Below are 13,390 nucleotides of genomic sequence, written 5' to 3' on the forward strand. Positions count from 1 at the left end.
TATTGCCCGCCTGCGGTGTTGCCACACGATCAGGTGAACTGTCGCACAAAACCGGCCCGTTCGGTGTTCGCGCGCGATCTAACTGTTCAGATACAGCACAGGTGGCGGCTGCGCGAGGCCGATCTGTCGGCAGGGCGGAGGGCCGCATGGTGTGGGGCCGGAGTCTGGCACGCGTGTCGGTGCGGCTGGCCGGTCATGAGTCGAACTGCTCGCTGCTGTGGCGCGTGGCGGCGGCTCAGGGCGTGGACATCGCCTTCCTGCTGGACGAGTTGGGCGAGGGAGGGCCGGGGCAGCATGCGGTGCAGCCGCATCTGGCCGAGGTCTTCTTGAGCGCTCCGGCCGCTGAGCGGCTCGCCGCGATGCTGAATGTGGAACTGCCGAGGCTGCAATGGGCACTGCCTCATCTGCGCGCGACCCACCTGCTGCCCGGGAAGCAGGCCCGGTGGGAATGGCCGTGGTATCCGATGGAGCACTATCTGATCCCGGCCTGCAGCCGGTGCGTGGCGCTGCGCGGCGGCGGGTGGGGGCCGATCTGGCTGGTCTGGCCCGAGTCCTGGAAGATCTGCGACCGACATGGCCAGTTCACCCATGTACGTCAGTCCGGCTCCGGCGTGGACCTGGCCCCGCTGGCGCAGGTGATGGTGGCGCACCGGCAGCGCCGGCGGTTCGAACGCCGGCACGGACCCGTCGGGGCGTACCTGGCCGCGGACGCGTTCGCGGTCACCGGCTGGTGGTGGCGCACGACGGTCGTGGAGTGCTGGGCACGGCGGGCGCATCGCGCCGGGCGGCCGGAGGGCGACCTGGAGTCGGCGTGGCTGTGGATGTACCCGGAGGCCGTCGCAGTGGCCCGCGCGCTGCTGGACTACGAGCGGCAGCGCGCGATGCGGCCCGGCGGGCCGTGGGCCGCGGCCGAGGCGCAGCTGCTGGAGCGCCTGGGGCGGCTGGCCGCTGCGCTCGAGCTGCCGTCCGGGACGTGGCGGATCCCGGTGGCACAGTGGCTGCACCAGCATCACCGGTGCATGCCGCCGGTGGCCGGGCCGGGCCGGCCGGTGACGGCGCTCATCCACGCCGACGACGAACAGCAGCGGTCCCTGGCCGAGCGGTGTTGTCTGCCCTGGGACTGGAACGACCCGTCCGTGCCGGTGTGAAGTCGGCGCGGCAGCGCCCGATGCCTCGTCGGCCTCAACTGCGCAGGTTTCGGGCTGGCGTTCGCTATGCCCTTCATTCGGGTGATCGGCTGCTGCAGTGGCTGCGAGCGCCACCCTGCTCGGCGGATCATGGATCGGGTCTGTCTGAGGCGGGCCTGCCTGGCAGCGAGCGGACGGAGGGGGGACGCGCGTGCCGGACACTCCCCTTGGCCAGCAGACGATCACCGTCTGCTATCTCGACCGGTTCGGGCGCCGGCGAGAACTGCCGGTGGAGCAGGCCGCTCAGGTGCCGTTCGAACAACTGGCGCCCCTGCAGATGCCGGTGCCCTATCCGGGCCGGCAGTCCTTCGTCACCAAGGCCTGGGCCTCGGCCACCGGCCAGTCGCTGGCGTGCGGTTCGCTGCGCCAGCAGCGCTGCGGCATGCTGCTGGACCGGGACCCGGCGGTGGCCGCGCGCAGCGCCGGGCCGATGGAGCTGCGCTGGGCGCGGGACGGCACCATACAAAGCGTGCGGCCGCACTTCGTCGCCTTGCGGGCGGGGCGGCGGGAAGTCATCTGTGTGCAGCCGGAGGAACTCACCGACGATTGGCGCGCCGGGCAGGAACTGCTGGCCAGGACCGCCGCTGTGGCCGACTGGCGGGTGCGGGTCATGCGGCCGCCGGACGGTGTGGAACTGGACAACCTGATGCTGCTGTACGCCGCCCGCAGCCCACAGCGGCTCTCCCCGGGCGATGCCGAGGCGCTGGCCCGCCACTTCGGTTCCGCACGCACCATCCGTTCCGGGGTGCGTGCGGCATGCCTGCCCGCGTTTGCGGGCATCGACCTGGCCTATCACCTGATCTGGAAACGGCGGCTGCACACCGACATGACCAGGCCCCTGACGCCGTCATCGACGGCATGGCTTGGGGAGGATGAATGACCGTGCCGGATGACGCGGTCCGGGCAGGCGCCGACACCCTGGCACTCGGCGACACCATCGCCTTCAGCGGGACTCACTGGCTGGTGACCGCCTTTCACGGTCCGCGGATCTTCCTCACCGCGCCCGGTGACACCACAGCCGAGCCTTTGATCATCCTCCAGCCGGTGCTGACGTCCGCGAAGGATTTCGCGGTCCTGAGCCGTGAGGCTCCCCGCACCGTGGTTGCCCACCGCGGGCACGAGCTGAAGGCCCTGCCCGCCGCACTGCGCCGCGAGGTCATCCGGTGGGAGCGCATCGTGAAGGAGGTACTGCACTAGCAGGCCCCGAACGTGCCGGCGCCCACCCGGCCCAAACCCGCCTTCGACCCAGAGCTTCATCCCCTCAAGCAGCGCTACCGCACCAAGGCCGACCAGCTGACCGCGGCCGGCTGGCCGACCTCACCCGCCACCATCGAGCGCAAGTGCCTCGCCTGGCGCAAGGAGGGCCTGCTGGGGCTGATCGACCGGCGTAGCCAGCGCGCCGCATCCGCGCACGGACGCGTCGACCAGCGGGTGATCGACCTGATGTGGGAGACCCTGGACGGCGAACGCGAAGCGGGACTGTCGCCGGGCACCCTGTCACGGCTGATCGGCCGTGTGCAGCAGACGGTTCAGGCCCGCTATGCCAAGGAGCTCACCGACGCCGATACGGCCACCACCGCTGCGCTGCTGCCCAGCCAGGCCACGTACTACCGGCTGCTGCAGCGCCTGGGGATCACGGCACACAATGCGCATGTTGTCGCGGCCCGGCGTGCGGCCGGCCCGCCGCTGTCGGTGGCCCGGCCCGGCAGCCGGCGGGCGACCACGGCACGGTGGCCCGGGGAACTGGTGCAGATCGACACCACCGGGCTGGATGTCCTGGCCATCGGTGACGACGGACAGATCATCTCGGTGGAGCTGACCATTGCGATCGATGTGGCCACCCGCAGCATCGTCGGTGCCCTGATCGTGCCCAAGCGGTTCCGCCGTGGTGCCGGTGCGGGCCGGTGGCTGGGCGGGCGGGCCACCCGCAGCTTCGACACGGTGCAGGTCGTGGCGCAGAGCACCGCGCCGCTGCCGGCACGGCCGGGGTGGGCCCCGGAAACCTTCATGGACGGCTCGGATCTTCCCTTCGCTGAACTGCTGGCCACCGACGAGCGGTTCGCCGGTGCGGCCGCCCGGCCGGTCATCAAACCCGAGACGCTCGTCGTCGACCACGGCTCGCCGTTCGTCTCGGCGGACTTCACCCGCTCCTGCAACTCCCTGGGCATCGAGGTGCGCGAGGCCCGGCTGCGCACCCCCGTCGACAAGGCGATCGTCGAGCGCGCCATGCTGGCGATCAAGATCGGCTTCAGCCAGCACCTGGCCTCCTACACCCACCATCGTCTGGACCTGCGCGGCAAACACGTCCGCAAGCAGCCGCTGTGGACGATCGCCCAGTTGCAGGACCTGTTCGAGCAGTGGGTGGCGCTGCACTGGCAGCAGACCCCGCACGGCGCGCTGCGCAGCCCGTTCACCCCGGGACTGAAGCTCACCCCGAACCAGATGTATGCGGCGCTGATCTCTTTGCGCGGCTATCGGGCCACGGCGCTGACCGAGGGCGAGAACCGCAAGCTGCTACCGACCGTGTGGGTGCGCATCAACCGCAAGGGCTTCCAGATCAACAACCGCACCTACAACCTGGACAAGGGGGCCCTGGATCCCTTCCGCGGCTCGTCCGGGCTCGCGGCCTTTCAGGGGCGCTGGGAGGTGCACTACTCCCCCAACCAGCCCGAGGTCGCCTGGCTGTTCGACCACCGGGTCGACCCGGACGGCGACCCGTGGGTGGAGGTGCCCTTCATCCACCGGCGCCTCCTGCGCGACCGGTGGACCGAAGAGAGCTGGGAGCAAGGGCTGCAGGTCCATCTCGCCGCCGGCGGCCGCCGCCACGACGAGGCCGCCATCGCCCGGGCCACGCAGCGTCTGTTGTCCAAAGCCGCCGACGGGCCCGGGCCCGATGACGTGCCCGCCGCACGTGCCCGCTCCCTGCCCGCGCCCCGCCGTCAAACGGTGGCGCCCAAAGAGCCCTATGCCGCCGGGATGCCGCCGCTGGATCCACAATCGGTGCGGCCTTTCCGCCGCCTCGATCGCCCCGCTGCGCAACTGTTCACCGCCGGCGAGCCCGTAACGGACAGCGGGCAGAGCGTCGATGCCTTCCTCGCCTCGCTGCCCGAACTGAACCCGCCCACCGACGGCGATAACGGCTCAAGTGGCCGGCAAGGAGAGGACCTTTGACAGCCCCGGTGCGTGATCCGCAGTCCCCGCCCGCTCCACCAGCCCCGCCGGCCCCCGACCTCGCCGGTCCGCCGACCACCCTGCTGGGGTGGCGCACCCGCCTGCGGCAACCGCCCTCCCAGCCCCCGCCCCTGGTTCCGCTGCCGCCGCAAGACCCCTCCTGCGCCGACAGCGAGGAGGCAAGGGAGAACGATCCCCGCGTCCGCTACCACGCCGACCTCGGCCTGATCGAAACCACTGACATCGAGCGCGGACTGCACCTGGCACGGCGGATGCTCCGGCGAAACGGCGAGCGCCGCCAGATCGGCCCGCACGTCGCCATCGACAGCGACTATCGCGGCACCGGCAAACGCACGCTGTTGCACCACATCGGCATGGGCCACCAAGGGCGCCGCGAGCAGCTGCACGGCATCGACGACACCCGCATCCCGGTCGTCTGCATCAACGCCCCGCCCACCCCCGGTACCCCGGCCGACTGGTCCGCAGCCCTGGCCACGTTCCTGGGCTGGGACCTCTACCGCCCCGACACCGACAGCCGGCCCGTGCAGCGCATGAAGGACTTCACCGGGCCCGCCGTGCACGTGATGCGCACCCGCCACGTGGAGGTGTGCCTGGTCGACGGGATCGACCGGCTGCGCACCGAGGACCTGCAGCCCACCTTCGACTTCTTCGACTACCTCGCGGACGAACTGAGCCTGACCATCTTCTGGAGCGGCATCGGCTCCAGCGACATCCTCCGTGAAGCACGCACAGCCCGTCTCCCCGCCCTGCGCCGGACAAGCGACGCCGCACCACTGCGCCAGCGGGCCGTACCCACCTTGTGGGTCAACCGGCTGCCGCCCCGCTGCCCCGAACACCCCGACGAGTGGCCCCGAGCCCTCGCCAGCTTCGATGGAAGACTCCACCTGTGCCACCACCGGCCCACCAGCCTCCTAGACCTCGCCGAAGAGCTCTACGAGATCACCGACGGGCTCATGGAGAACCTCACCCCACTGCTCAGCATGGCCGCGCAGATCGCCATCCTCGATGGCACTGAAGCGATCACACCCGAGGTCCTGAACGACGCCGCCCGCTACCTCGATCTGCCGGGCAAGGTTGAAACCAACGGCGCATGGTGACGCACAGCGCGCGGGCGTGGGGGTTCTGGTCCCCTCCCAGGGCCGCGAGGTGTCAACTCGCCGGGGACCAGGCGCAGTGCCCGTTCTGCTGATCGGTGGTCGTCTCAGGCGACCCTGAAAACGGCTGGGAATAGAGCCTTCTGCCGAAAAGCACAGACCATGCCGAGGCCTGGGTGAGCGGACCTGGTGACGGGCCCAAGCCTGCGCGGTGAGTTCACTGTTATCGCGGGTGCGTACGGCCGGGTTGAGGACTGCGGGCGGCGATGGCGGGTTCGTCGTGCGGTGACGCGGGTGCCGGCCGGCGCGGAGGCCGGAAGCGCCATGGCCGGGGAGGCGGGTCTTCTCACCTCGGCCCGTCCACGGGGCTTATGGTGAGTTCCACGGGGGCGACACGCCGGCCGTGGCAGGTCCAGGCGGCCCCCGTCCAACGGCCTTGCCGGGGAGCGAAAACCACTGCGATGACGCTGTGAAAGCCCAGCTCGGGATCGTCCAAGAGATCTCGGTAGGTGGCCGTGTCGCGCGCGCTGGGGACCGGACGCCCGGTGGGGTGGGTGTGCCATTCGCCGACCCAAACGCTGCTGTCGGCCGCGAAGGCCGCGTCGGCGAGCGCCTGAGCGTGCACGAGATCGCGCAGGAAGTACGTGGGGGTGCGTACGGCGGCGGGTCCGGGAGTTCCGGCGTGGTGGACCGTGACGGTGTCACGGGTGTGGTGTCCGAGCAGGATTCCTCCGGTCTCGGTGGTGTGGTCGGCCGTGCGCAGTTCGGTGGTGATCACGCGAGCGGCCGGGGCAGTGAGGTGCACGACGGCCACGGGCTGTTGTGTCATGGCTCTTCGCAGGTGGGGCAGCCGGGTCTGGGTGGGGTAGCGGGAAGCCAGCGCAGTTCGGCGGTGCGGTGGAGGTCGAAGGGCGGGGCCCAGCCGGGTTGGCGGCGCAGTCCGAGCAGGGCGTGCTCTCCGGGCAGGCGCTGGTCGGGGTGTCCGGCGCGTTCGAGGAGAGTGGCGACGGCGCTCTTCGCCGCGAGGTGGGCGACGAGGTGGAGGTCAGGTCCGACAGCGGTCATCGGCCGGTGCCGCGTGCCGGTGCCGTATCCGGCGTCCAGAGCGGGCTCGGGGTCGACGCTGCCGGCTTCGGCGAGGGTTTGCCGCCGACAGGTCAGGCAGCCGTGCTGGGGCCAGGGGCGCAGTCGGAGGATCTCGCCGAGGGCTCCGTCCTGCAGGACGCAGGCGAGGACGGCGGTGAGGCCCGCTCGGCGGGCCAGGTGGCCGGTGACGCGGCGTGCGGCCACGCCGTCGGCCGCGCACACGACGAGGTCGGTGTCTGTGAGGAGGGCTCGGATCCGGTCGGCGTGCTCGATGACGTCCAGGGCCAGGGGCGCCACGCGCGTGTCGGGGCGCAGCTGGGTGAGTTCCTCGGACAGCGCGGTGGCCTTGGTGCGGCCGATGTGTTTGCGGGAGCTGGTGTGTCGGACGAGATTGTGCCATTGGAGGCGGTCGGGATCGACGAGGGTGAGGTGGCCGACGCCGTAGCCGGCCAGCGCGTGCGCGGTGGCCGAGCCGATACTCCCCGCTCCGATCAACATGACGCGTGTGCTACGGAGTTCTTCGACGGGCCAGTGGCCCTCGAGCTGCGGAACCCCGGTGACTTCGGGCTCGACCGACACCTCAAGCGGCTGGATGCCCGCACGGGTGACGTGCCAGGCGAGGAGGTCGGGCAAACCGCTTTCGGGAAACGCGTCCTTCACGCCGGGGGCGTGGGTGATGGCCACATAGCCGCCGTCGCCCGGCGTCTTGAAACCGCTGGGTACGGCGTCCTTGAACGCATCGAGCTTCAAGGACGTACCGCGCCGTACTCGCAGGAGGTACCAGAGCGCCTGCAGTTCGCCGGTGGCCCGGTACCAGTAGCCGGTGGGAAGGGAGTCGCAGCCCGCCAGCAGCCGGTTTCCGGGTGCGGGATCCACCGAGATGATGGATCCGTCCGCTCCGTCGGAGATGCCGCTCACGACGGCAAGGTCGTCGGGCCGGCTGATGCGCAACGACAGCCGGCCCGATGGGCCCGCGGTGCGGAGTCTGGTCGCGGCGCCCCTTGGGATGAGGATCAGCACGCGGGACCGTCCTGCCCGGCGGTGTCCGGCTCACCGTGCCCGGTGGTGTCCGTGGGTGTCGGGGGCTGGGCCAGGAAGTGGTCGAGGCGACTGTCGGTGACTATTCCACTGCCGGTCATCCCCTCGATCGTCTGGTGCTTCATCAGCGCGTACTCGATCCGCCAGCCGGCGGCCTTCAGCAGCAGGTCGCCAACGGACTCGCGGCCCGTCCATACGTCGTCGCGCAGGAGGCACAGGCTGGAGTCGCCGTTGACATGCCAGCGGTGCTGGGTCCACTCGAACGGTTCGGGCAGCGGGTCCAGAGGGAAGATCCGGGGGGCCACCATGGGGTAGGCCTGACCGTATTCCAGGCGTAGCCGGAGGCCGCGCTCGCCGATCCAGTCGGTGAGGTGGGCGGGCTCGGGCCGGTCGAACGGCCAGCGAGGCAGCATGCCCTCCCATCCTCCCGCTCCCTCGTCGCTGAAGACGAGGTGGGGAAAGGGGGCGGGGATCTCCTCCTGGTCTCGTCGCAGTCGGCGTGGTTCGCACTCCCACCAGGTGATGGAAGTGCGGGTGCTGCGAGCAGGTACGGTCGTCATCCCTGGGGTGCGTCCTTGATGGGGCGGGGAGTGATGAGCGCGGGCGCGCCGATCAGCGAGGTGGTCTTGGAGGCAGGGGCGGGCGCCGGGAAGTCCTCACCGAAGATCTCCTGCCACAGTCGCAACGCCTCGTCGGTGTCGCCTTCGGCCGCCGCCGCGCAGGCCTGGTCCGCCAGGTCCGCGGCATTGGCGAACGCAGCCGACAGGCCCTGGCGGTCCAGGTCGGGCTGGACCTCGCCGCACAGACCGGCCGGGTCCCACACGCCCTCGTTGACCCGGGTCGCGGCGGCGGTGAAGAACGTCTTCAACCCCTGGGAGCGGTTTCCGGACATGGGCAGGCACTGCAGGGCGAGGACCTCCATGACGAGGGACTTGACGCGTCCCTCGACCGGTGCGTCGAGCCGCCACTGCTTGAGCAGCCTGACCATCGGCCGGAAGTATGACCAGGAACGCTGGTGTTCGGCGACCAGTTCGATCAGGTATTCGGGGTTGGCCGGCACCCACCTGGCGCTGAGCTTCTCGGGTATGAGCAGCGAGTTGTCGGGCTGCCGCAGCGCGGTCATCACGTCGACGGTGAAGGCCTCCGGGTCGTCGGGGTCGTCGAGGAAGCACTTGACAGCGTGGTTGCGCAGCAGGGTGTGTCGGACCACGGTGGCGTGGGTGCCTTTGCTCTGGCTCAGCAGCCGGTTGACCTGGGAGCGGATGTGCTCGAGGGCCTCCTCCGCGCTCGGCCCGCTGCTCCCCCACTCAGGGTGCTCGTCCGGGTCGTAGACGACCACGATGTCGACGTCGTGGATGGGCTTGAGCTGCGTGCTGCGGCTCAAGGAGCCCGATCCGAACGTCTCGAGGACATCGGGCTCTTTCAGCAGCGCCTCCTTGAACAGGTCCCGGCGCCCGCGGGCCAGCCTCGTTTTCTCAATGTCCTCGTCGACGGTCTGCTGCAGCGCGTCGAATGCCTCGTCGATCCTCATGCGGTGTGCCTCCTCGGGCTCGCCGTTCAGCCCGGTGCACGCCCCGGACGTGGCACCTCTGTGGTGCGCGGCCGAAAAAGGACGTTCGCTGGCTGCTCGTTGCCACGGTACGGGCCCCCACTGACAACACCCTTCGGATCAAACCGCGTTGATCTTCAGGATGAGGTGCTGTCCCGTGTCTGTCGCCGATCCGGCTGCCGGGGGCAGCACGTCGGGGCGGTTAGGAATCTGCCCCGGCAGGCATGGAACGCTCGCCCGTAGAGCGGGATCGCACGCAGTGCGCTCCCAGAAGAGCGCATTCCGACCGACGAGTTGGGGGGCATGAGATGGCTCGGGCACTTGAGGCGACTTGCGCTGTCCCGGGAAGGCGGCGGCACGATGGTGACGGCAGCAAGCACGGCCGTCGCGCTTGGTGTCGTGCCGAACATCCTGGAGCAGTTGACCAGCCGACCGCGGGTGTTCGCCGTGGTCTTCGCCGGTGCGCTGGCCCTGATCGTCGTGGGATGGGGACTGCAGCGCCCGCGCGGCCTCGGCGTGGTGATCAGCCTGTATCCGGCACGCCGCACGCGGGCCTCGCGGGTCGTGGCCTTCAAGGCAGGCCTCCCGCCAAGCACACAGCACGACGCTGGTCGTCCACCGCGCGGTCCTGTGGCCAGGCGAGCCCTCCGCCCCACACCGATCGGACGTCGTCGACTTCGTCGCCCGGCTCGTCGACGCGCAGATCGAGGAACTCCGGGCAGCGGGAGCAGCGGATCCCGAGGTCGTGCTCTACGTGCTCGCCCACCCACCTGCACGACGGATTCCTTCTGGGGCGACGCCTGACCGACGAAACGCAGTCCGGAGTCAGCCTCGGCAGTGCGCTGCGCGCCGAACTCGGCCCCCGCCAGCACGGCCGGCTCTGCCACCACCTGGCATCTGCCGCCTCCGGTCCTCCGCAGCTCATGGACATCCCACGAGTTCCCGGACAGCAGCGCCCCCGGGTCGCGCGCTGATCGTCCGTCTGGCATCGGCCGCTTCCATGGTCGACGACGCCCGCCACGTGGCAACGACCGGTCAGGTCGCCCACGGGCCGGGACACCACACCGGCTACCACCTCCGCCCGAGGACACCACCGGTGCGAACGGCCCGTGCGGCGCCTACCTCGTCATCGACACCGGCAACGCCTACCTGCCCGACGACTCCGCGCTCCATGCCGCCGTCACCACCCACATATGGGAGCGCTGGCAGACGGCACACCGGCAGTGGGCAGCGCAACTCGGCGACGCCACCCCGGTGGAGGAGCTGCTGATTGCTGTTCTTCCATGGCCCGCTGCCGATCGCTGTCGCGTTGGGCTGACGGCCCGTGACCGCCTCACCCTGGTCTCCCACGACCTGCACGAGGCGCGCTGAGCAACCGCTTCACCCGGGCAGCGTGATGGTGGAGATGCGGGCGGGTTTTACGCGTCGACGACGAACGCCTTTTCATACACCTGCTGTGCGTTGACGTCCTCGTACACGGTGGTGGGGCGCAGGCGGTTCCACCGGTTACCCAGCAGCAGAGCCAAGCCCATCGGGCTAGCCTGGAAGAGGTGGATCGCAGGATGCGCGCGGCAGGCACGACGCAGCAGATCCCGGATGCCGACGGCAAGGGCGCTGGCCGTCGCCGCATCCGGGACGGAGTTGTCCTTGGCGCCACCGGGCGGGCGCAGCACCAGCAGCCGGGAGACGGGTGCACGCTGCTCCCGCAGGAAGTCCAGCACATCCTCGGTGGGGTCGATGGTGACCGCGATGGCCACGGCGAGCTCCGGCCCTAGTGTTCTGCGCCTGAAATCCTGGCGATATATTTCGCTAACGAGTTGAGGATCTCGTCGGCGCTCTTGGTCCATGTGAAGGGTTTGGGGTCCTCGTTCCAGGTCTGGATCCAGGTGCGGATGTCGGCCTCAAGCGCTTGGACCGATCGGTGGGTCCCGCGGCGGATGAGTTTGTCGGTGAGGTGCCCGAACCACCGCTCGACCTGGTTGATCCAGCTGGAACCAGTTGGTGTGAAGTGGACGTGGAATCGGGGGTGTCGTCCGAGCCAGGCTTTGATCGCGGGCGTCTTGTGGGTGGCGTAGTTGTCGCAGATCAGGTGGACGTCGAGTTCGGTCGGCACTGCCTTGTCTATCTTGACCAGGAATTTCTTGAATTCCACGGCCCGATGGCGGCGGTGCAGGGAGCTGATGACGCTGCCGTCTTCGATGTCGAACGCGGCGAACAGGCTGGTCACACCGTGCCGTTGGTAGTCGTGGGTGCGCCTCTCTGGCATGCCGGGCATCATCGGCAGGACCGGCTGCGTGCGGTCCAGGGCCTGGACCTGGGATTTCTCGTCCACACACAGCACCACCGCCTTCTCCGGGGGGTGGTGGTAGAGGCCGACGACATCGACGACCTTCTCCACGAACTGCGGATCCGTGGACAGCTTGAACGTGTCCTGGACGTGCGGCTTCAGGTCGAACTGCCGCCAGATCCGTCCGATCGTCGACTTCGACAGGCCGGTCTGCTCGGCCATCGACGCCCGCGACCAGTGCGTGGCATCACGCGGCGACCTCTCCAGCGTGGTGGCGACAACCTCCTCGACCCGGTCGAGGAGGATCGACGGTGGCCGGCCCGGCCGCAGTTCGTCGGCCAGACCTTCGAGTCGCAGTTCAACGAACCGGCGTCGCCACCGGGCCACCGTGGACACCGAGGTCCCCAACCGGCCCGCGACCCGCTTGTTCGACGTATCCGCGGCGCACGCCAGCACGATCCTCGACCGCAACGCCAATGCCTGCGAGGACTTCGCACGGCGGGCCCAACGCGTCAGCTGTTCCCGTTCCAGATCACTCAGGATCAGGAAGGTCTTCGGCCGTCCCGGCCGGTCGGTGTCCTCCAGGCCTTCCAACCGTGACTCCGCGAACCGCTTGCGCCATTTGCCGACCGTCATGGCCGACACACCCAAGTCATCGGCAACCCGCGCGTATACGACGCCGGGCTCGGCACACCGCAACACAATGCGCGCCCGAACAGCCAACCTCGACGACCCCTGCGACCAGCGCACCAGCTGGTCACGCTCGTCAGCGGTCAACACGAACTCGACGGAAGAGCGCCCCGAAAACGACATCCAGAAACCGTAGCAACTTAACGCCAGGATTTCAGGCGCAGAACACTAGGTGTATTGCCTTGTGAGGTTGGGGACGCGGCTGGCGGGTGGTTTGCCTGCGAGCGCGGTGTGTCCGCGGTGGTGATTGTAGGTGTGGAGCCAGGCGGGGTAGGCGTCGCGTCGTTCCTGTTCTGAGTGGTAGGGCTTTGCGTAGGCCCATTCGTCGGGCAGGGTGCGGTTGAGGCGTTCGACTTTGCCGTTGGTCTGGGGCCGGTAGGGCCGGGTTCGCTTGTGGGTGATCCCGGCCGCTGCCAGGGCATCGCGCCAGAGGGAGGACTTGTAGCAGGCGCCGTTGTCGGTCAGGACGCGTTCCACGGTGATCCCACAGGAGAGGAAGAATTCCTGGGCGCGGCTCCAGAACCCGGTGGCCGTCTCCTTCTTCTCGTCGGTGAGGATCTCGCTGTAGGCCAGGCGGGAGTGGTCGTCGACAGCGGTGTGGATGTAGCTGTAGCCGACACCTGAGCGAGTCTTGCGTCCCGCTGGGCGGCCGAGTGTCTTGTGGCCGCCGCCCTCGGGGATGTTGCCGAGCTTCTTGATGTCGACGTGCACCAGTTCGCCCGGGTGGTCACGTTCGTAGCGGCGGATGACGCGGCCGGTGGCGCGGTCCAGGTAGGTCAGGCGGGCCAGACCGTAGCGGGTCAGTACGCGGTGGACGGTCGAGGGCACCAGCCCGAGTAGGTAGGCGATACGGGCCGGTCCCCACCGGCGTAGGACGCGGACCTTGATGATGCGGCGTTCGGTGCGGGTCGGTGTCTGACGGGGGCTGAGGTGGGGGCGGCTGGAGCGGTCGCTCATGCCGGCCTCGCCCAGGGCCCGGTAGCGGTCTGCCCACCGCCGGGCCGTCGTCGGGGAGACCTGGAAACGCTCCCCGGCCCGGCGCAGGGGCCAGCCGTCCTCAACAACGCAACGGGCAACCCGCAGGCGGCCGGTCTCGGTCAGGGGTGCATTACGGTGAACCACGAGGGCCTTTCTGGTCGGTGTAGACGTCGCAATCCACACCGAACCCGGAAGGCCCTCACCCGTTCAAGATCCCTCAGCCGAGATCTCCCTCACCCGACCACAACCTCCCCGGACAGAACACCTAGGCCGTGTCTTCAAAGCTGTT

The 13,390-nt window shown here is 69.5% G+C and carries 12 protein-coding genes; 5 read left to right on the forward strand and 7 right to left on the reverse strand.

Annotated features, from left to right (window positions below; translation table 11 throughout):
• The first annotated feature begins 146 nt into the window (after positions 1 to 146).
• The 5 genes from OG510_RS00175 (at position 147) to OG510_RS00195 (ending at position 5,476) form a co-directional block, all read left to right on the forward strand.
• Complete coding sequence (locus OG510_RS00175; RefSeq protein ID WP_406134543.1) at positions 147 to 1,148, forward strand: hypothetical protein; 1,002 nt, start codon at positions 147 to 149, stop codon at positions 1,146 to 1,148.
• 190 nt (positions 1,149 to 1,338) lie between these two features.
• Positions 1,339 to 2,067: a hypothetical protein gene (locus OG510_RS00180; RefSeq protein WP_406134544.1), complete on the forward strand. Its 729-nt coding sequence runs from the start codon at positions 1,339 to 1,341 to the stop codon at positions 2,065 to 2,067.
• Positions 2,064 to 2,384 (forward strand): hypothetical protein, encoded by a 321-nt coding sequence (locus OG510_RS00185; RefSeq protein WP_406134545.1) that lies wholly within the window; start codon positions 2,064 to 2,066, stop codon positions 2,382 to 2,384. The genes OG510_RS00180 and OG510_RS00185 overlap by 4 nt, the downstream gene beginning before the upstream one ends.
• 12 nt (positions 2,385 to 2,396) lie before the next feature.
• The gene (locus OG510_RS00190) at positions 2,397 to 4,358 is read left to right on the forward strand and encodes an integrase (RefSeq protein WP_406134546.1); all 1,962 of its coding nucleotides are present in this window, start codon (positions 2,397 to 2,399) and stop codon (positions 4,356 to 4,358) included.
• The gene (locus OG510_RS00195) at positions 4,355 to 5,476 is read left to right on the forward strand and encodes a hypothetical protein (RefSeq protein WP_406134547.1); all 1,122 of its coding nucleotides are present in this window, start codon (positions 4,355 to 4,357) and stop codon (positions 5,474 to 5,476) included. Before OG510_RS00190 ends, OG510_RS00195 begins: the two co-directional genes overlap by 4 nt.
• Positions 5,477 to 5,819: 343 nt before the next feature.
• On the opposite strand, the gene OG510_RS00200 is transcribed toward OG510_RS00195, so the two are convergent.
• The 7 genes from OG510_RS00200 to OG510_RS00230 form a co-directional block, all read right to left on the reverse strand.
• The gene (locus OG510_RS00200; protein ID WP_406134548.1) at positions 5,820 to 6,302 is read right to left on the reverse strand and encodes a Mov34/MPN/PAD-1 family protein; all 483 of its coding nucleotides are present in this window, start codon (positions 6,300 to 6,302) and stop codon (positions 5,820 to 5,822) included.
• Positions 6,299 to 7,579, reverse strand: coding sequence for a ThiF family adenylyltransferase (locus OG510_RS00205; RefSeq protein WP_406134549.1), 1,281 nt, complete (start codon positions 7,577 to 7,579; stop codon positions 6,299 to 6,301). The genes OG510_RS00200 and OG510_RS00205 overlap by 4 nt, the downstream gene beginning before the upstream one ends.
• A complete protein-coding gene (locus tag OG510_RS00210) occupies positions 7,573 to 8,157 on the reverse strand; it encodes a hypothetical protein (RefSeq protein WP_406134550.1) in 585 nt (194 codons plus the stop codon). Before OG510_RS00210 ends, OG510_RS00205 begins: the two co-directional genes overlap by 7 nt.
• Entirely contained in the window at positions 8,154 to 9,128 is a 975-nt protein-coding gene (locus tag OG510_RS00215; protein ID WP_406134551.1) for a hypothetical protein, read from the reverse strand. The genes OG510_RS00210 and OG510_RS00215 overlap by 4 nt, the downstream gene beginning before the upstream one ends.
• A 1,436-nt stretch (positions 9,129 to 10,564) precedes the next feature.
• A complete protein-coding gene (locus OG510_RS00220) occupies positions 10,565 to 10,903 on the reverse strand; it encodes an SAVED domain-containing protein (protein WP_406134552.1) in 339 nt (112 codons plus the stop codon).
• 14 nt (positions 10,904 to 10,917) lie between these two features.
• Positions 10,918 to 12,246 (reverse strand): IS630 family transposase, encoded by a 1,329-nt coding sequence (locus OG510_RS00225; RefSeq protein ID WP_406134553.1) that lies wholly within the window; start codon positions 12,244 to 12,246, stop codon positions 10,918 to 10,920.
• A 45-nt stretch (positions 12,247 to 12,291) separates the two neighbouring features.
• Entirely contained in the window at positions 12,292 to 13,245 is a 954-nt protein-coding gene (locus OG510_RS00230; protein ID WP_406134554.1) for an IS481 family transposase, read from the reverse strand.
• Between the last annotated feature and the right edge of the window lie 145 nt (positions 13,246 to 13,390).

It is taken from the genome of Streptomyces sp. NBC_01089, from assembly GCF_045162975.1.
GTDB lineage: Bacteria > Actinomycetota > Actinomycetes > Streptomycetales > Streptomycetaceae > Streptomyces.

What these genes read in the sequence shown, in the direction of transcription:
- OG510_RS00175 (WP_406134543.1), top strand. Translation starts at nt 147, where the DNA reads ATGGTGTGGGGCCGGAGTCTGGCACGCGTGTCGGTGCGGCTGGCCGGT.
- OG510_RS00210 (WP_406134550.1), bottom strand. Translation starts at nt 8,157, where the DNA reads ATGACGACCGTACCTGCTCGCAGCACCCGCACTTCCATCACCTGGTGG.
- OG510_RS00215 (WP_406134551.1), bottom strand. Translation starts at nt 9,128, where the DNA reads ATGAGGATCGACGAGGCATTCGACGCGCTGCAGCAGACCGTCGACGAG.
- OG510_RS00185 (WP_406134545.1), top strand. Translation starts at nt 2,064, where the DNA reads ATGACCGTGCCGGATGACGCGGTCCGGGCAGGCGCCGACACCCTGGCA.
- OG510_RS00200 (WP_406134548.1), bottom strand. Translation starts at nt 6,302, where the DNA reads ATGACACAACAGCCCGTGGCCGTCGTGCACCTCACTGCCCCGGCCGCT.
- OG510_RS00225 (WP_406134553.1), bottom strand. Translation starts at nt 12,246, where the DNA reads ATGTCGTTTTCGGGGCGCTCTTCCGTCGAGTTCGTGTTGACCGCTGAC.